The sequence below is a fragment of the Caulobacter sp. GW821-FHT09A05 genome (assembly GCF_059418465.1).
On the sequence record NZ_JBWKPX010000001.1, the window covers coordinates 129,532 to 145,499 of the forward strand.

Genomic DNA, 15,968 nt, shown 5'->3' on the forward strand with positions numbered 1-15,968 from the left:
CTACCGGTGTCATTCCCCGCGGCTCAAGCCCGCGCGAACCTCAGGTGATGCAGCACGATCCCGCTGGTGGTGGCCACGTTCAGCGAATCGAAGCCGTTCGCCATCGGAATGCCGACGGTGCGCGCCCGGTCCATGACAGCCTGGGACAGTCCCGGCCCCTCCGCGCCCAGCAGCACCGCCGCCCGGGCCGGCGGATCGAGCTCGGCCAGGGTCTCGCCGGCCGACGGGCTCAGGGCCAGCCCCTGAAAGCCATGACGCGCCAGCAGGGCGACCACCTCCTCGCCCGGCGCCAGCCAGGCGGTCGGCACGCTGAGCGTGGCGCCGATCGAGACCCGGATGGCCTTGCGGTAGAACGGATCGCAGCAGTCGCTGTCCAGGATCACCCCGTCGACGCCGAACGCGGCGGCGTTGCGGAAGATGCCGCCCAGATTGTCGTGGTTGGCGACGCCCATCAGCACCAGGACCACGGCGCGCGAACCCACGCCGGCCAGGAGCGCGTCGGCGGACGGCGGTTCGGGCTTTTCCCCGACGGCCAGGACGCCGCGATGCAGGTGGAAGCCGGCGATGGCGTCGAGCACCGCCTGACCAACGACATAGACCGGCGCGCCCAGGGGCAGCCCCGCGAACACCTCGCCCAGCTTGTCGGCGCGCTTGCCGTCGATCAGCATCGACCGGACCCGCTGCGGCGCGTCACGGACGAAGGCCCGCAGCACGGTCTCGCCCTCGGCGATGAACAGCCCCTGGCGGCCGACTAGGTCGCGCTCCTTGATGTCGCGATAGGCCGCGACGCGCGGGTCGCTCGGGTCGTCTATGGAGATCAGTTCGGGCACGAGGTTCTCTGGAAGGCTAGAGCGTGGCAGCCGAAAGCTGTGAGCGGTTTCGGCGCCCGCCACGCTCTAAATGTTTGATTTAGAGCCTTTTTTAGACGCCTCACATGATTCCATGTGAGGCGTCTAAAAAAGGCTCTAGCGCACGCCCCGTATCGGAAGGATGGCCAGACCGCCAGCCGCCGCCAGTCCGGCGGCCACCAGATAGAGGGCGTGATAGTTCACATGGGTCGGGCCCAGAACCCACATCGCCAGGATCGGCGCCATGGCCTGGGGCAGGGTGTTGGCCAGGTTGATCACTCCCAGGTCCTTGCCCGCGTCCTTCTGCGAGGGCAGCACCTGGCTGACCAGGGCGATGTCGACGGCGTAGTAGCAGCCGACCGCGCATCCAAAGATCACGAAGCCCGCCACCACAACGGGCCAGCCCGGCACCAGCGAGAAGACCACCATCGCCACCGCCAGGCCCATGGCCGCGCCGGCCGCGAACAGCTTTCGGCGCTTGAGACGGTCCGACAGCATGCCGCCCAGCATGCCGCAGGCGACGTTGGCGCAGGTGGCCACGGTGGTCAGCAGGGCCATGCCCTGCTCGGCGCGGCGGCCCGGGAACAGGTCCGAATAGTGCAGCGCGTCCTGCAGGTAGAACAGCATGTAGCACTGGGTCAGGGTGATCGCGACCAGCACCATGAACCGGCTGACCCAGGCCAGGGCGAAGTCCGGATGGGCCCGCGGATTGATCCAGAACCCCGCCAGGAAACTGCGCCAGTCGAAGGGCGGCCGCTCGCCCGGCGGCAGCGGCGGATCGTTCAGGGCCAGGGCGAAGGGCGCGATCGCCACCAGCAGCACCACGCCGATGGCCAGGTAGCGCGAGGCCTCGCCGACCAGCAGGCCGCCGACCAGGATCGCGCCGGCCATGGCCCCGATCGGATGACCCAGGCTGAGAAAGGCCGCCACCCTGCCCTTCTGGGCGTCGGGCACCCGGTCGGGCAGCACCGCCAGCAGGGCCGCGAACAGCAGGTTGAAGGCCAGCTGGAAGCAGACGATCCCCGCCATCAGTTGGACCGCGCTGTGGGCCATCATGATCAGGAAATAGGAGGCCACCGTGCCCAGCGCGCCGACCACCATCCACGGCCGCCGCCGCCCGAACCGCGAGGTGGTCCGGTCGCTGATCGCCCCGGCCAGCAGGTTGGCGAGGCTGGCGCTGATCGCGCCCAGGATGGCCACCTGGCTCAGCACCACCGCCTTGCCGGCCGAATCGATGGCCTCGGCCTTCAGCGGCAGCAGCACCTGGAACAGAGGCATGAAACTGACATAGGCCCCGATCTGGGCCAGGGTGAAGGCGGCGATGAAGCTGGGCTTCACGGCGGTCGTCGGCCTTGCCCTGTCGATTCCCACAGCCTCCACCGTCGTCATCATCCCTCCCCTGACGCACGCGGTCTCCGCCGCGATTGGCTTGGACACTGGCCTTCCGCGTCGGGCGACACAAGGCGCGAGCGACGACAAAGCCCACATTGTGGCTGTCCCTCGTGCTTTTTTGGATTCCGAGCGTCGCCTTATGGCGCGCAGTTGCACTAGGCTGGCCGCATGAAGATGAGTCCAATCCATCAGGACCCAGGCGAGCGGGCAGGCCCATGGCGTCGGTGACGATCTATGACGTGGCGGCGCGGGCCGACGTGTCCATCAAGACCGTCTCGCGCGTGATGAACAACGAGCCCAACGTGCGGCCGCAGATGCGCGAGCGCGTGCTCGAGGCCGCCGGCGCCCTGGGCTATGCGCCCAACCTGTCGGCCCGCAGCCTGGCCGGCTCGCGCTCGTTCGTGATCGCCGTCTTCGTCGATGCCTCCCTGACCCTGGATCACTGGCGCAGCGAGCGCGGCTCCGACTACCTGCAGCGCATCCAGCTGGGCGCCACGGTCGAGACCCGGGGCGCGGGCTACCACCTGCTGGTCGAGCTGGTGGATCACGACGGCCCGCGCGTGCGCCAGGAGGTCGGCGCCCTGCTGGCGGCCCTCAAGCCGGACGGCGTGATCCTGACCCCGCCCTCCTGCGACAACGAGGTGGTGCTGGAGCTGCTGGACAAGGCCGGCACGCCCTATGTGCGGCTGGGTCCGGAAAAGCCCGAGGGCCTGGGTCCCCGCGTGCACATGGACGATGTCGCCGCCGCGCGCGAGATGACCGATCACCTGATCGGGCTGGGCCACAAGCGGATCGGCTTCATCACCGGCGACCAGCGCTACGGCGCCAGCCAGGCCCGCCGCGAGGGCTACGTCGCCGCCATGGAGACGCGCGGCCTGAAGGTCGACAAGGCCTGGATCCGCCAGGGCGACTTCACCTTCGAGTCCGCCCACAAGGCCACCACGGCCCTGCTGGCCCTCGACGAGCGGCCGACGGCGATCTTCGCCAGCTCCGACGAAATGGCCCTGGGCGCCCTGGCGGCGGCCGCCGAAGCCGAGCTTTCGTGCCCGGGCGACATCTCGGTGGCCGGTTTCGACGACAGCCCTGTCTCGCGCCTCAGCCGCCCGCAGTTGACCACCATCCGCCAGCCCCTGGTGGAGATGTCGACCCTGGCCACCAGGATGCTGATCAACGGCGTGGCCCGCAAGGCCGAGGCCGGGGCCCGTCCACGGGACGAACTCATCCCCTTCACGCTGATCCACCGAGCCTCGACGGCCGCGCCGAAAGGGTGAGCCTCAGTCCTGGAGGCCGACCTTCCAGGTGTCGAGGGTGGCGCCCAGCTGCTGGTCCAGCGTGGTCAGGGCGTTGAGGTAGTTGATCGAGGCGTTCAGCGCCTGCAGGTCGGCCGAGCGCAGGTTCGCCTCGAAGGTCAGCAGTTCGAAGTTCGACGCCCGGCCGGCGCTCAGCTTCTCGCGCTCCAGCTCCAGGGTCTTGGCCGCCAGGTCGCGCGACAGCCGCGTGGCCTCCACCTGGCGCCAGGCCAGTTCCACGCCCTGGACGGCGTCGCGCACCTGGGCCTCGACGGCCTGGCGCAGGTCGTCCAGACGCAGCTCCTGGGTCCGCACGAGGGTTTCGGCCTGGATCTCGGCCTGGCGCGGGCGGTAGTCACCCAGGGGGATGCGGAACTGCACCCCCACCCCGCCGCTGGTGCGCGGCAGCCCGGTCCCGGCCAGGGGCGCCCCGGTGATCGGGTCGTCGAACAGATCGCCGCGCTCGGTCTGGCGTTGCACCGAGCCGTAGACCGACACGTCCCACAGGCGGTTGTTGCGCGCCAGGATCAGGCCCTGTCGCGCCTGCTCGACGGCGCGCTTCTGCGACAGGAAGTCGGGGCGGTTGTCCAGGGCCGTGGCGATCGCCTGGTCGAGATCGACCGCGACCGGCCTGGCCTCCAGGGCGTCGGCGGCGACCACGTCGGTGTGAAGGTCGACGGCCAGCAAGACCAGCAACGCGATCTGGGCGCTGTTGCGCTGTTGCTCGGCCTGCAGCAGGGCCACCTGCTGGGCCGCGATGTCGGCCTGGGTCTGGACGATGTCGGCGGCGGCCATCCGCCCGGCGTCGATCAGCGCCTGGTTGGTGGCCAGCTGGACGCGGGAGCGCTCCAGCGACTGGCGGGCGATCACCAGCTGCTGCTCGCTCTGCACCAGGCCGCGGTAGGTCAGGATGATCCGGCTGACGGTGTCCGACACCGTCGCCTTCAGGGTCAGGCGGTCGATGGACTCCTGAAGGCGGGCCAGGCGCACGGGAGCGGTGTTGACGGCCAGGCCGGCGCCGCGCAGCAGCGGCTGGCTGACGCCGAGGGTCGCCACCTCGGTGGTCAGGTCGTTCCCGCCGCTGCGCACGGTCTGGCGCGCCCAGCCGAAGTCGAACTGCGCCCCGGTCGGGACCAGCCATGAGGCGCTTGGGTTCAGTTGCAGGGTCGAACCGCGCAGGTCGCCGGCCCGCGTGGCCTCGGCCGAGCCGATGATCGCGCCGATCGGGCGAAAGCGGGTTTCGGCGACGAACAGGTCGTATTTCTCGGCCGCGCGGACCACATAGGCCGACTTGATCGTGCGGTTGTCGCGCAGACCCAGGAACACCGCGTCGGCCAGGCTGAGCGTCAGGCGCGGACCGACCGCCGCGGGCGGTGGCCGGGCCGGCGAGGCGACTGGAGCCTGCGCCCGGGCCGGCGAGGCCAGGGCCGACGCCGACATCGCCAGGACGAGCAGCCAATCCGGAAACCGACGGGACGAGCGAGGTTCGGCAACCCGATACGCAGACATCCTCGCGCCACCCGACGAACGATATTGACACTAAAGTCAACAAAACACGCCCTGGGCTCTTGTTCAAGTTGCGCCGCCGCGCGCAAGATGGGCGGGTGCTGGAAGTCCTCGACCTGACCAAGACCTACGGCCCGCCCGACCAGGCCACGTCCGTGCTGCGCGGCGTCAGCTTCAAGGTCGCGGCGGGGTCGTTCTGCGCGGTCGTCGGCCCGTCCGGCTCGGGCAAGAGCACGTTGATGAACATCATCGGCCTGCTGGACCGGCCCACCAGCGGCGTCCTGCGCCTGGACGGCCGGGACGTGGCGTTCGGCGACCGCGGACAGGAGGCCCGGTTTCGCGGCGCGACGATCGGCTTCGTCTTCCAGTCGTTCAATCTGTTGCCGCGCCTCAGCGCCTGGGAGAACGTGGCCCTGCCCCTGGTCTATGCCGGCGCCGCCGCCCGCGAGCGCGAACAGAGCGCCCTGGCCATGCTCGAGCGGGTGGGTCTGTCGCATCGCGCCCAGGCCCGGCCGGCGGAAATGTCGGGCGGCCAGCGCCAGCGCGTGGCCCTGGCCCGCGCCCTGATCCGCCAGCCCCGCCTGGTCCTGGCCGACGAGCCGACCGGCAGCCTCGACAGCGTCACGGCCGGCGAGGTCATGACCCTGCTGCGCGATCTCAACCAGCGCCTGGGCGTGACCGTCCTGATGGTCACCCATGACAAGGACCTGGCCGCGCGCTGCGCGCGGCGGATCGAGGTGCTGGACGGTCAGGTCGTGGCCGACACGGGCGCGACGGCGTGACCGCGCTCGCCCCACCTTCGCCGCGCGAGATCCTTCGCGCCTGGGCCCGGTCGGGAGCCCAGGCGGGCGCCGAGGCCCTGGCCAATCTCCTGGCCCAGCGGCAACGTTCGGCCCTGGCCTTGCTGGGCATCCTGATCGGCGCCGCCTCGATCGTGGCCATGCTGACCATCGGGCACATGGCCCAGCGCGAGACCCTGAAACTGTTCGCGCACATGGGCGTGGACATTCTGCAGATCCACGCCAACCCCGTCGGGCCTTTTCCGGCGACCATGGATCGGGCGACGATCGAAGCCCTGCCCCGCACGGACCCCGACATCGAGGCGGCCGTCCCCCTGGCGGTCGACCGGGCCAAGGTGGCGATCGGTCCGGCCAGCCAGGACGCCGGGATCATCGCCGTCGCCCCCAACCTGCCCGACCTGGTCCGCCTGTCTCCGGCCGACGGACGGCTGTTCGCCCCGACCGACGACGGCAATCTGGTGGCCGTGCTGGGCGCCGACGCCGCCGCGGCGCTCTCAACGCCCGGCGCGCCGGCGGGACCGGGCTCGCGGGTCCGCATCCGGGGCTATGTGTTCACGGTGATCGGCGTGCTGGCGCCGGTGGCGTTCACGGCCATGGACCCGACCGACTACAACACCGCCGTGCTCGTGCCGTTGGGCGACGCCGCTCGGATCATGGCCGCGCCGGAGCCCAGCACCGCGCTGCTGCGCCTGCGTCCGGGCGCCGACGCCAAGGCCGTGGGAGAACGCCTGGTCGTCCAGCTCGCCAACCCGACCTCGGCCCCGCAGGCCCTGAGCGCCCAGGAGCTGATCCAGAGCCTGAACGCCCAGAAGGCCATCCATAGCCGCCTGCTGACGGCGATCGGAGCGATCTCGCTGCTGGTCGGCGGCATCGGGGTAATGAACGTCATGATGATGGGCGTGATGGAACGGCGGCGCGAGATCGGCCTGCGGGCGGCCCTGGGCGCGACCCCGCGCGATATCCAGGCGATGTTCCTGATCGAGGCGGGGGTCCTGGCCCTGATGGGCGGGGTCGTCGGCCTGGCGTTCGGCCTGCTGGCCGCCTTCGTGGCCGCCAGGGCCTCGGGATGGTCGTTCAGCCTGTCGCTGTACGTCCTGCCGCTGGGACCGGGCCTGGCCGCGGCGGTTGGGGTGGCTTTCGGCTTCTATCCGGCCCTCAGAGCTTCGCGACTGGACCCGATCGTGGCGCTGCGCGACGAATGAGCCGTCGGGATCGCCAGCTACTGACATTGTTGTAGACGGCGGCGCGGCGTCGATCCTAAGGTTGAGCCATGGCGGCGCGCGGACAGGCCCTGGCGATCTGGCGGTCTCGGAGATGGACGGTCGTGGCGGCCGTGTCCGGGGTCGCGATCCTCGGGCTGTGCCTGGCCCTGGCGCCGCGCCGCGCCCCCGGTCCCGACCCGGCCGCGCTCCAGACCCAGACGCTGTCTCCCCGCCCCTTCGCCGCCACGCTGGACCTGGTCGGCTCGGTGGTCCCAGGCGACAGCGTCGACATCGTCGCCCCGTTCGACGGCGTCGTGCGGCGCCTGGGCTTCGAATACGGAGCCGGCGTCGCGGCGGGTCAGGTCCTGGTCGAGCTGGATCCGGCCGAGATCGGCCAGCGCCGAAACGAGGCGGAAGCGGCCTATCTGAAGGCGTCAAGGGCCGCCGAGACCCTGGCCGGCTGGTCCAGCGGGACCGAGGTCGCGCGCGCGCGCCGAGCGGTGGACGCCGCCGCCCTCGACCTCGCCGATCTCGAGCGCAAGCTTGCCGAGACCAAGGGACTGCTCGACCGGGGACTGGTGGCGCGCGGCGAATATGACGGCCTGGTCCAGCAGAAGCGGAACCAGGAGATGGTGCTGGCCGGCGCCCGGCAGGACCTGGCCGCCGTGCTGGCCCAGGGCGCGGGTTCCAATCGCCGTGTCGCGGCCCTGGATCTCGCCAACGCCCGCGCCCAGCTGGCCCGCCTGGACGACCAGGCGGCCGGAGCGATCATCCGCGCGCCCGAAGCGGGGGTCATCGTGCGGCCGGTCGGCAAGGGCGAGGACGCCGAACCGCTTCACGCCGGCCAGGCCGTGACCCGGGGCCAGCTGATCGGCTCGATCGCCCGGGCCGGGGGGCTGGCGGTGGCCTTCCAGCTCAGCGAGACCGACGCCAACCGCGTGCGGCCCGGCATGGCCGTGACGGTCACGGGTCCAGGCTTCGGCGGCCTGGCGGTCGCGGGCCACGTGACCTCGGTCGCCGGCCAGGCCGCCGCCCCGGCCATGGCCGGCGGACCGCTGGCCAGCTTCCCGGCCGTGGCGCGTCTCGACGCCCTGACGGCCGAGCAGGCGAGCGCCATCCGCATCGGCATGACCGCCAACGTCACCGTGGACGTCTATCGCAATCCCGCCGCCCTGGTGGCGCCGGCGGCCGCCATCCAGGGCGCGGCGCCCGCCGCCTGGGTCAAGGTGCGAGATCCGCGTGGCGGCGCCCCGCGCACCGTCCCGGTCAGGTTGGGCCGGGTCGCGCCCGACGGCGTCGAGATCGTCTCGGGGGTCAGGACCGGCGACGTGCTGGTGTGGTCGGCGCCCGCCGCGGGGGTCGCCGCTCCCGCGTCCTGAACCGCCTCGCCGCGCGGTTCCAGGCCCTGCGCCCAAAGAAACGCCCTGACGACGGGGTCGTCAGGGCAAGACCGGTCGTGCGTCGCTGGGGTAGGGGGAAGGCGACGTCTCCGGGATCGGCGTGCTTAGGGGACGATGGTCAGGGCCGGGCTGGTCTGGACCGAGCCGTTGATGGCGCAGTTCGGGCTCAGGGTCTGGTTGTTGAAGGTGATCAGGCCGGTCGCGCTGACCGTGATGTTCACGGTGCTCGGACCGCAGGTGCCGAACAGCGAGGCCGTCACCGCAACGCCGGTGATGCTGGCCGTGCCGGCGCCGGTGCCCGAGGCCGAGGTGGCCGTGGCGTTCCAGGTGCCGGTCTTGTGGATCAGGGCGCACAGGCCGCCACCGCCGCTGAAGGTCGCGGTGTCGATCACGCCGACGCCGCCGGTGGTGTGGCCGGTGAAGTTGGCCGTGCAGGGGATGGTCAGCGAACCCTTGGTCAGGCTGGTGGTGCCGGTGCCGGTGAAGGTGCCGTTGGCCGGGCTGAACGAGGCGGCCGAGGCCGAGGCGGCGAAGGCGGCCGTGGCCAGCAGAGCAACGGCGGAAGCAAAGATTTTCATGGCGGTTCCCTAGTATTATGAGGCGCTACGGCGCCGTTCGGGTGATTACCTCACCCGATGTACTAGACGCCCCAGAATAAAATACGGGGGGTATGTATCCTAAAAATATTCGATGACAGGTTACACAACCTTTTCTTGAGAACATTGTTGAAATCAGGACGCAGAATGGCGCCGCCAGGCTTGCAAGGCCTTTCGGTCCGAGATCGACTATGCCCCCTCACGGAAAAGGTCTCGCCGCGAATGGCGGCGGATCAGGCGCCTTTCAAGGCCTGGTCGAGATGGGCGTGGGCGCGTCGCAGGAGCTCCTTGACGGAGTCCTTCGAGATTCCCATGCGCTCGGCGACCGCGCCGTAGCTGAGATCCTCCATACGGTTGAGCCGAAAGGCCATGCGGGTGCGGGGCGGCAGGCGCTCGATGACGGCCATGACGCGGGCGTAGTCCTGCCGCGCGCCGACGATACGTTCGGGCGACAGGTCCTCGGCGGCTTCGGACCATTCCGCGAACGAGCGCTGCAGCTCGGCCGCGCGCACGCCCAGCCGCCTGACCCGGCTGACCAGGACGTTGTGCGCGACAGTGAACAGGTAGCGTTCGACCTCGACGATCGGCTTGTCCAGCTGGGCGGCCTGTACGCGCAGGAAAACGTCCTGGACCAGGTCCTCGGCCTCGGCGCGCGGGGCCCGGCGCGTAAAATAGCGGCGCAACCGGGGCCCGTGGACAGCCATCCAGGCTCCCAGGTCAGGCCGGGCCGGTGCGGAATCCGCCGGGGGCGCGGGCGCGCGGGGTAATGCCATCGTAGGAACTCCGGCACGACAGCGGCGCCCGCCCCGCGGCCGGGACGGGCGCCGCGGGGTTTGGATCAAAAACGCTTGCGAACGCTGGCGCCGATCATTCGGGGGTCCAGCGTGAAGACGTTGGTGGTCAGGGCGGTGTCGTCGCTGTTGATGAAGGCCCCGGTGATGGGCGTGTCATCCAGCAGGTTCTTGGCGTAGAGCTCGAACTCCAGGCCGTCGTCCGGCTTGGCCAGGGTCAGGCGCAGGTTGACGTTGTACCAGCCGTGCAGCTTGTCGATCGCGTCCTCGTAGACCCGGGCCCAGGACTGGGACTGGTGGTAGACGTCGCCGTGCACGCCGCCGACCCAGCCGCCCGACAGCGGCAGGGCGTAGTCGATGCTGATCGACTGGGTCCACTTGGGCTGGTTGGGCAGGCTGTGGCCTGAAAGGTCGGCATAGAACCCGCGGCCGCCGTTGGGCAGATCGGCCTCGGTCGGGGCCGGGAACAGGAACAGGCCGAGGATCGAGCCGGGACAAACGGCGCTGAGATTGGCGTAGTCGGGCATGCCAAAGGCGGCGTTGGTGGCCAGCAGGCTGGCCACGTAGCTCTTGGAGACGACGCAGTTGGACGGCAGGAACGGACTGCCCTTCATCACCGTGAAGTCCGAATTGCCCTGGGTGCGGTTCTCGACATCGATCGACCTGGACCCGTCGGCCAGCTTGCTGTCCTGGTAGCCCAGGTTCAGGGTCAGGCGCAGGTCGCGGGTCGGCCGCCAGGCGGATTCGAGTTCGAGCCCCCAGATCCTGGCGTCGAAGTTCTCGTTGATCGCGGTGCGATCCTGGATCTGCGAAACTTGGTAGCCCTTGTAGTCATAATAGAACGCCGCGCCGTTCAGCGTCAGCGCGCCGCCCAGCAGGGTGTTCTTCGTGCCCAGCTCGAAGGCGTTGACGTACTCGGGCTTGAAGGTGTCGGGATAGGAGGTCAGTTGCACCAGCGGCGGCAGGCCCGGCAGGAACGGCTCGTCGCTGTAGCCGATGGCCGGTGGATTGGCGCCGCCGCCCTTGTAGCCCCGGTTGTAGAACGCATAGACCAGGGTCTGTTCGGTGAACGACAGCGTCGGCGACCAGTCCAGGCCCAGGCGCCCGGTCACCGCCCCCCACTTCTGCTTGATGTCCTCGCCGATCGGATAGCCGCCGTCGACCGTGCCGCCATTCGAGGACGACAGCAGCACCTGGGTCGGCACCGGGGTGAAGGTCTTGCGGTCGCGGGTATAGCGCAGGCCGGCCGTCAGCTTCAGGTCGGGCGTCAGCTCGTAATAGAGCTCGCCGAACACCGCGGCCGACTTGACCTTGTAGATGTTCTTGCTGCGGAAGTAGTTGTGGCCCAGGCCGTCGATCTGGTCCAGCGGATGGGGGTCGATATAGATGCAGCCGGTGGTCCCGTCGGGCGTGATCGTCGGGGTCGAACCGTCGAAACTGGCGCCGCACTTGGTCGGGTCGAGGCTGTTGTTGCCATAGCCGCTGCTCTGGGCGATGGCCGAGACGATGTTGAAGAAGACGTAATAGTCCTCGGTCGTGCGATAGTCGGTGTAGTTGCCGCCGAGGCTGAAATTGACCGGCCCATCGAAAGCCGACGATAGGCGCAGCTCCTGCGAGAACTGGCGGCTCTTGGCGCGCACCTGGTCCAGGCCGGCGATCGTGCTGGAGCAGCCCAACTGCGGATCGCAATAGACGCCGCCCGGCGTCAGGTTCGGAGCCGGGGCGCCGGGCACCACCGCGTTGATCAGGCCCGTGGAGTCGTTGAACACCCCGGGCAGGGTGTTGAAGCGGTTGTAGTCCTGGCTCGAGAAGTAGCGGTCGCGGTTGTAGGCCGTCTGCGAGGTCAGGGTCAGGTTCGGCGCCACGTCGATGTCGACGTTCAGCTCCAGCACGTCGGCCTTGGCGCGATACTTCGGATCGAAGATCGACGAGATGCGCCGCAGGTCCTTGGACTGCATCATGCCGCCGTAGGGGTCGGCCACCTTCATCAGGTTGACCGGACCCGACACGCCGTCGGGATTGAGGCCCAGCACGGCGGTGTTGGTCACCGAGGCCAGGACGAACGGGATCGACAGGCCGTTGGGGGTGCCGTAGGCGGCGTCGTCATAGAGCGAGGCGTTCAGGCAACCCTGGCTGAAGAAGGCGCTGGCCTGCGGGCTGAGCGCGATGCCCTCCATGGTCTGGGGGCCAGGATCGCGGGTGCACAGCTGCTTGGTGCTGCGCGCCCGGCTGTCGTTTTCGCTGAAGTGTTCCCAGATCAAGGCGCCGCGCACCGCCTCGACCGGCTTGAAGCCCAGGGTGACGCGGGTGGAGTAGAGATCGCGGCTGTCGATCTTGGCGCCGGTGACGTCGTTCTCGGCGAAGCCGTCGCGGGTGGTCGAGGCGCCGGCCAGCCGCAGGTCCAGCTTGTCGCCCGACAGCGGGATGTTGACGAAACCGCTGAGCCGGCGGCTGTTGTAATCGCCGACCTCGCCCTTGATCTCGCCCTCGAAGACGTCGGTGGGACGGGCCGAGAGGATGTTGACCGCCCCGGCCGTGGCGTTGCGGCCGTACAGCGTGCCCTGCGGGCCGCGCAGCACCTCCACCCGCTCGACGTCGAAGAACTCCTGCTCGAAGAAGCGGTTGCGGATGAAGGCCGTGCCGTTGAAATTGATCGACACGCCGGGGTCGGTCGAAACCGACACCGCCTGGGTGCCGATGCCGCGGATCGTCAGGTTGACGCCGCTGAAATTGGTCTTGGTGAAGCTGACGTTCGGGATCGCCTTCAGCAGGTCGGGCCCGCCCTCGATCTTCGCCGCGTCCAGGGCCTCCTGCGAGAAGGCCGAAATGGCGATCGGCACGTCCTGCGCCGCTTCTTCCTTGCGCTGGGCGGTGACCACCACCTCGTCGACGAGGTTGGACTTGGTCGACGCCGCCGCCTGTCCCTGAACCTGGGCCTGCGCCAAACCCGCCGACAGGACGACGGCCATGGCGGAGGCTCCGGCGATCCAAAAGGCGCGCGCGCGGATGCGTTGAGACATATCCCCTCCCAAGGGTCCTCTCCCCGGTCGGGGCGGACTTCAAAAAGCGTTTCCTCGCCGCACTTTTTTGTTGGAGTCGCCAGCGGCCGGGCGAGCTCCTCACCCTAAGGATGCGTCTATTCACCTAGGTGTCAATACTTATTGACGCCGGTGTTGATTATTCAATCAGGGCCGGGAGCAAATTAGCCGCCAGGCGGCGCACGGCGTCGCGGTCGCGCCCCAGCATTCCGCGCAACGGACCGCCGATCACCGCGTCGCCGAACGCGCACAGGGTGATCAGCAGCAGGGCCGAAGGAATGTGCCGCGGCGGGTCGTCGCCGGCGGTCAGGACCTTCTCGCTCAGGGCCGCGACGAGGTCGACGACCGCCTCGCGCACGGGCTCCAGGTGCTCATAGCGATTGGACAGGGCGATCCAGGCCGCCAGGTGCCCCGCCCCGCCCTCGTCGAACGCCGTGAACACGATGTCCACAACGGTTCTCGGCGCTCGCTCGTCGGAACGGACATGGGCCACGGCCGATTCCAGCGCCGTCGCCAGGTCGCGGACCATGGCGCCCATCAGAGCGGACTGAAGCTCGGCGGCCGAGCCGAAATGATGGATCAGGGTGCCGTGGGTGACGCCGATGTCCTGGGCCACGGCCTGCAGGGTCAGGCCGTTGGGACCGCTGGCGATCAGCAGCTTGCGGGCGCTGACCAGGGCCTGGGCGCGGGCCTCGTCCGGGGAGCGTCGCCGCCTGACGGCCTGTTCGACCTTCGCCTTGCCCGCCCCCGCCATAACCGTCACTATTTATATTGAAGTCAACGACAGCATGGGCGACATCCGCATAGGATGTAAACCCGTCACGGTTGACTGGACGTCAACCTCCCCCAGGCGGGGTCAGAACAGGAAGGTCGGCAGCAGCCGGGCCACGATCTTGCGGCCCGCGTCGTCCTCGCGGTCGAGCATGTCGCGCAGCGGCGCGCCGATCACCGCATCGCCGAACGCATACAGCGCGATGAACAGCACCGCCGAGGTGACGCGGTGATGGGTCTGCTCGCCTTCGGCGGCGAAGGTCTCGCAGATGGCGTCGACCAGGTCACGCACGGCGGCCCGGACGGGCTCCAGGTGCTGGAGGTCGCCGGACAGGGCGATCCAGGCGGCCAGGCGCCCCGCCCCGCCCTGGTCGAAGGCGTCGAACACCGCGTCCACCAGGGCCCGGGGCGCCCCGGGGTTCGAGCGCAGCTGTTCCACGGCCGCGCCCAGGGCGTCTGTCAGGTCGCGGACCATCGATTCCATCAGCGCCGACTGCAGGCCCGCCGCGGAACCGAAGTGATGGATCAGGTTGGCGTGGGTCACGCCGATCTCGTCGCCCACGGCCTTCAAGGTCACCGCCGTCGGTCCCGAAGTGATCAGCAACTGCCGCGCCGAGGCCAGGGCCTCGCGGCGCGCGACCTCGGGCACGCGGCGGCGACGCTTGGCGGCTGTCCCGATTTCAGGACCATCTATTGACATCGATGTAACTTACATGCATGTAGATATCGTCGGGCGTCGATATATTCCGCGGTCCGACGGCGACCTGGGTTGTCCAGAATCGTCGCCTTATTGACAGGCAGTTTAGGAGAAGTTGCCGCCATGGCCCAGGCCTTTCCACGCCATGCCGTCGCGACGACGCCGGCGAGGTCGCCAAGCCGGACGGTCCGCGGCGCGCCTCGCGACCTCCGATCCCGCCCTTTTCGCCTCGCCCGGGGCCCCGTCACGCCAGGCGCGTGACACCCCCGAGCCCTCAAACGCAGCCGCCGTCGGAGATGGCGCGCCAGGAGCCCCCTTCATGAGCAAGTTGGACAAGACCCCGCCGGATCTCGACATCCGCGCCCGTGACATGGCCTTCGGCCGCGAGACGCCCGCCAGCCGCTGGTGGCTGGGCGGGGATCCAGTGGGCACCGCCTTCTACAACGCGCTGTCGGTGACCTTCCCCCAGGGCGAGCGGTTCTTCATGGACGCGGTCCGCCATTACCGCAACGTGGCCCCGCCGGAACTTCGCCAGCAGATCGCCGGCTTCCTGGCCCAGGAGGCGATGCACACCCGCGAGCACCTGTTCTTCAACAAGCAGGTCGCCGACCACGGCTTCGACGTCGCGGCGATGGAGCAGCGCACGCGCGACCGCCTGGCCTTCGCCCGCACCCGGCCGCCGCTGCAGCAGCTGGGCGCGACCGTCGCGCTGGAACACTTCACGGCCATCCTGGCCCACGCCCTGCTGGCCGATCCGCGCCACCTGGACGGCGCCTCCGACGAAGCCAAGGCCATGTGGCGCTGGCATGCGATCGAGGAGGTCGAGCACAAGGCGGTCGCCTACGACACCTTCATGCTGGCCGCCGCGCGGCTGCCGGCCTGGCGGCGCTGGACCCTGCGCACCATGACCATGATCGCCGCCACCCGCCTGCTGTTCGCCACGGTCGGCGGCAACATCGGCGACATCTTCACCGCCGACGGCGTCAACAACGCCCGCAGCTGGCGGCGGCTGCTGCGCTTCATGCTGGTCAAGCCCGGCATGCTGAGGCAGGTGCTGGGGGCCTATTTCTCGTACTTCCGGCCGGGCTTCCACCCCTGGCAGCATGACGACCGGGCCCTGATGCAGGAGGCCGAGCGCGACCTTTCGGCGGCCTACGCGCCCGTGGAGGCGGTGGCGTGATCGCGACCCTGGCGCTGGCCGCGACGGTGAGCGCGGCCCCCGCCGACGTCACCGGCCTGTGGAACGCGCCCGGCGACGGCGGCTCGACCGTGCGGCTGGAACGCTGCGGCGACGGGCTGTGCGGCTACATCGTCACCTCGCCGCACATCCAGGCCGATCCCGGCCAGAAGGACGTCCGCAACCGCGACGCCGCCCAGCGCGGCCGCCCCCTGCGCAACCTGATGTTCATGAAGGTCCGGGCGATCGGTCCGGGCCGCTGGGGCGACGGCTGGGTCTACAACCCCGAGGACGGCGGCACCTATCAGGGCGTCATGACCCTGCGGCCGGACGGCCTGCTGAGCCTGAAGGGCTGCATCGTCGCCCCCTTCTGCAAGACCCAGACCTGGCGCCGCGCGAGCCGAGGTGGCGTCTCGGCCGCCGCGCCGCCGGTGTAATCATGTAACGCGTTCTCAAGTCGA

The 15,968-nt window shown here is 69.6% G+C and carries 14 protein-coding genes and 1 pseudogene; 6 read left to right on the plus strand and 9 right to left on the minus strand.

Annotated features, from left to right (window positions below; all coding sequences use genetic code 11):
- Window positions 1-23: 23 nt before the first annotated feature.
- Both AC07NX_RS00660 and AC07NX_RS00665 read right to left on the minus strand, forming a co-directional pair.
- On the minus strand, window positions 24-830 hold the full coding sequence (locus AC07NX_RS00660; RefSeq protein ID WP_494638208.1) for a TrmH family RNA methyltransferase: 807 nt from the start codon (window positions 828-830) through the stop codon (window positions 24-26).
- Window positions 831-965: 135 nt separating this feature from the next.
- Window positions 966-2,237, minus strand: a complete 1,272-nt coding sequence (locus AC07NX_RS00665) for an MFS transporter (RefSeq protein WP_494638209.1) — start codon at window positions 2,235-2,237, stop codon at window positions 966-968.
- A 218-nt stretch (window positions 2,238-2,455) separates the two neighbouring features.
- On the opposite strand from AC07NX_RS00665, the gene AC07NX_RS00670 reads away from it, so the two are divergent.
- Window positions 2,456-3,511: a LacI family DNA-binding transcriptional regulator gene (locus AC07NX_RS00670; RefSeq protein WP_494638210.1), complete on the plus strand. Its 1,056-nt coding sequence runs from the start codon at window positions 2,456-2,458 to the stop codon at window positions 3,509-3,511.
- 3 nt (window positions 3,512-3,514) lie between these two features.
- On the opposite strand, the gene AC07NX_RS00675 is transcribed toward AC07NX_RS00670, so the two are convergent.
- Window positions 3,515-4,969, minus strand: a complete 1,455-nt coding sequence (locus AC07NX_RS00675) for a TolC family protein (RefSeq protein ID WP_494638211.1) — start codon at window positions 4,967-4,969, stop codon at window positions 3,515-3,517.
- Between the two features lie 164 nt (window positions 4,970-5,133).
- On the opposite strand from AC07NX_RS00675, the gene AC07NX_RS00680 reads away from it, so the two are divergent.
- The 3 genes from AC07NX_RS00680 to AC07NX_RS00690 all read left to right on the plus strand — a co-directional run bounded on the left by AC07NX_RS00680 (window position 5,134) and on the right by AC07NX_RS00690 (window position 8,416).
- Entirely contained in the window at window positions 5,134-5,817 is a 684-nt protein-coding gene (locus AC07NX_RS00680) for an ABC transporter ATP-binding protein (protein WP_494638212.1), read from the plus strand.
- Window positions 5,814-7,037, plus strand: coding sequence for an ABC transporter permease (locus AC07NX_RS00685; RefSeq protein WP_494638213.1), 1,224 nt, complete (start codon window positions 5,814-5,816; stop codon window positions 7,035-7,037). Before AC07NX_RS00680 ends, AC07NX_RS00685 begins: the two co-directional genes overlap by 4 nt.
- A gap of 68 nt (window positions 7,038-7,105) precedes the next feature.
- Window positions 7,106-8,416 (plus strand): HlyD family secretion protein, encoded by a 1,311-nt coding sequence (locus AC07NX_RS00690; protein ID WP_494638214.1) that lies wholly within the window; start codon window positions 7,106-7,108, stop codon window positions 8,414-8,416.
- Between the two features lie 125 nt (window positions 8,417-8,541).
- Here the strand turns inward: AC07NX_RS00690 and AC07NX_RS00695 are convergent, their stop codons facing one another.
- The 6 genes and pseudogenes from AC07NX_RS00695 to AC07NX_RS00720 all read right to left on the minus strand — a co-directional run bounded on the left by AC07NX_RS00695 (window position 8,542) and on the right by AC07NX_RS00720 (window position 14,333).
- The gene (locus AC07NX_RS00695; protein ID WP_494638215.1) at window positions 8,542-9,015 is read right to left on the minus strand and encodes a PraA/PraB family alkane oxidation protein activator; all 474 of its coding nucleotides are present in this window, start codon (window positions 9,013-9,015) and stop codon (window positions 8,542-8,544) included.
- Window positions 9,016-9,266: 251 nt separating this feature from the next.
- Window positions 9,267-9,737 carry an RNA polymerase sigma factor gene (locus AC07NX_RS00700; RefSeq protein WP_494638216.1) on the minus strand — a complete coding sequence of 157 codons (471 nt, stop codon included), beginning with the start codon at window positions 9,735-9,737 and terminating at the stop codon, window positions 9,267-9,269.
- Window positions 9,738-9,871: 134 nt separating this feature from the next.
- On the minus strand, window positions 9,872-12,001 hold the full coding sequence (locus AC07NX_RS00705) for a TonB-dependent receptor domain-containing protein (RefSeq protein ID WP_494638594.1): 2,130 nt from the start codon (window positions 11,999-12,001) through the stop codon (window positions 9,872-9,874).
- A gap of 344 nt (window positions 12,002-12,345) precedes the next feature.
- A pseudogene (locus tag AC07NX_RS00710) lies at window positions 12,346-12,844 on the minus strand (TonB-dependent receptor plug domain-containing protein); the annotation flags it as partial.
- A 157-nt stretch (window positions 12,845-13,001) separates the two neighbouring features.
- Window positions 13,002-13,616 carry a TetR/AcrR family transcriptional regulator gene (locus AC07NX_RS00715; protein WP_035071414.1) on the minus strand — a complete coding sequence of 205 codons (615 nt, stop codon included), beginning with the start codon at window positions 13,614-13,616 and terminating at the stop codon, window positions 13,002-13,004.
- A gap of 102 nt (window positions 13,617-13,718) precedes the next feature.
- Window positions 13,719-14,333, minus strand: coding sequence for a TetR/AcrR family transcriptional regulator (locus AC07NX_RS00720; protein WP_494638217.1), 615 nt, complete (start codon window positions 14,331-14,333; stop codon window positions 13,719-13,721).
- A 316-nt stretch (window positions 14,334-14,649) separates the two neighbouring features.
- On the opposite strand from AC07NX_RS00720, the gene AC07NX_RS00725 reads away from it, so the two are divergent.
- Together AC07NX_RS00725 and AC07NX_RS00730 are read left to right on the plus strand one after the other, a co-directional pair.
- Window positions 14,650-15,510 (plus strand): metal-dependent hydrolase, encoded by an 861-nt coding sequence (locus AC07NX_RS00725; RefSeq protein ID WP_494638218.1) that lies wholly within the window; start codon window positions 14,650-14,652, stop codon window positions 15,508-15,510.
- Window positions 15,507-15,944, plus strand: coding sequence for a DUF2147 domain-containing protein (locus tag AC07NX_RS00730; RefSeq protein ID WP_494638219.1), 438 nt, complete (start codon window positions 15,507-15,509; stop codon window positions 15,942-15,944). The genes AC07NX_RS00725 and AC07NX_RS00730 overlap by 4 nt, the downstream gene beginning before the upstream one ends.
- The last annotated feature ends 24 nt before the right edge of the window (window positions 15,945-15,968 follow it).

What these genes read in the sequence shown, in the direction of transcription:
- AC07NX_RS00665 (WP_494638209.1), bottom strand. Translation starts at nt 2,237, where the DNA reads ATGACGACGGTGGAGGCTGTGGGAATCGACAGGGCAAGGCCGACGACC.
- AC07NX_RS00675 (WP_494638211.1), bottom strand. Translation starts at nt 4,969, where the DNA reads ATGTCGGCGTCGGCCCTGGCCTCGCCGGCCCGGGCGCAGGCTCCAGTC.
- AC07NX_RS00705 (WP_494638594.1), bottom strand. Translation starts at nt 12,001, where the DNA reads ATGGAGGGCATCGCGCTCAGCCCGCAGGCCAGCGCCTTCTTCAGCCAG.
- AC07NX_RS00715 (WP_035071414.1), bottom strand. Translation starts at nt 13,616, where the DNA reads ATGGCGGGGGCGGGCAAGGCGAAGGTCGAACAGGCCGTCAGGCGGCGA.
- AC07NX_RS00720 (WP_494638217.1), bottom strand. Translation starts at nt 14,333, where the DNA reads ATGTCAATAGATGGTCCTGAAATCGGGACAGCCGCCAAGCGTCGCCGC.
- AC07NX_RS00670 (WP_494638210.1), top strand. Translation starts at nt 2,456, where the DNA reads ATGGCGTCGGTGACGATCTATGACGTGGCGGCGCGGGCCGACGTGTCC.
- AC07NX_RS00695 (WP_494638215.1), bottom strand. Translation starts at nt 9,015, where the DNA reads ATGAAAATCTTTGCTTCCGCCGTTGCTCTGCTGGCCACGGCCGCCTTC.
- AC07NX_RS00725 (WP_494638218.1), top strand. Translation starts at nt 14,650, where the DNA reads ATGAGCAAGTTGGACAAGACCCCGCCGGATCTCGACATCCGCGCCCGT.
- AC07NX_RS00690 (WP_494638214.1), top strand. Translation starts at nt 7,106, where the DNA reads ATGGCGGCGCGCGGACAGGCCCTGGCGATCTGGCGGTCTCGGAGATGG.
- AC07NX_RS00700 (WP_494638216.1), bottom strand. Translation starts at nt 9,737, where the DNA reads ATGGCTGTCCACGGGCCCCGGTTGCGCCGCTATTTTACGCGCCGGGCC.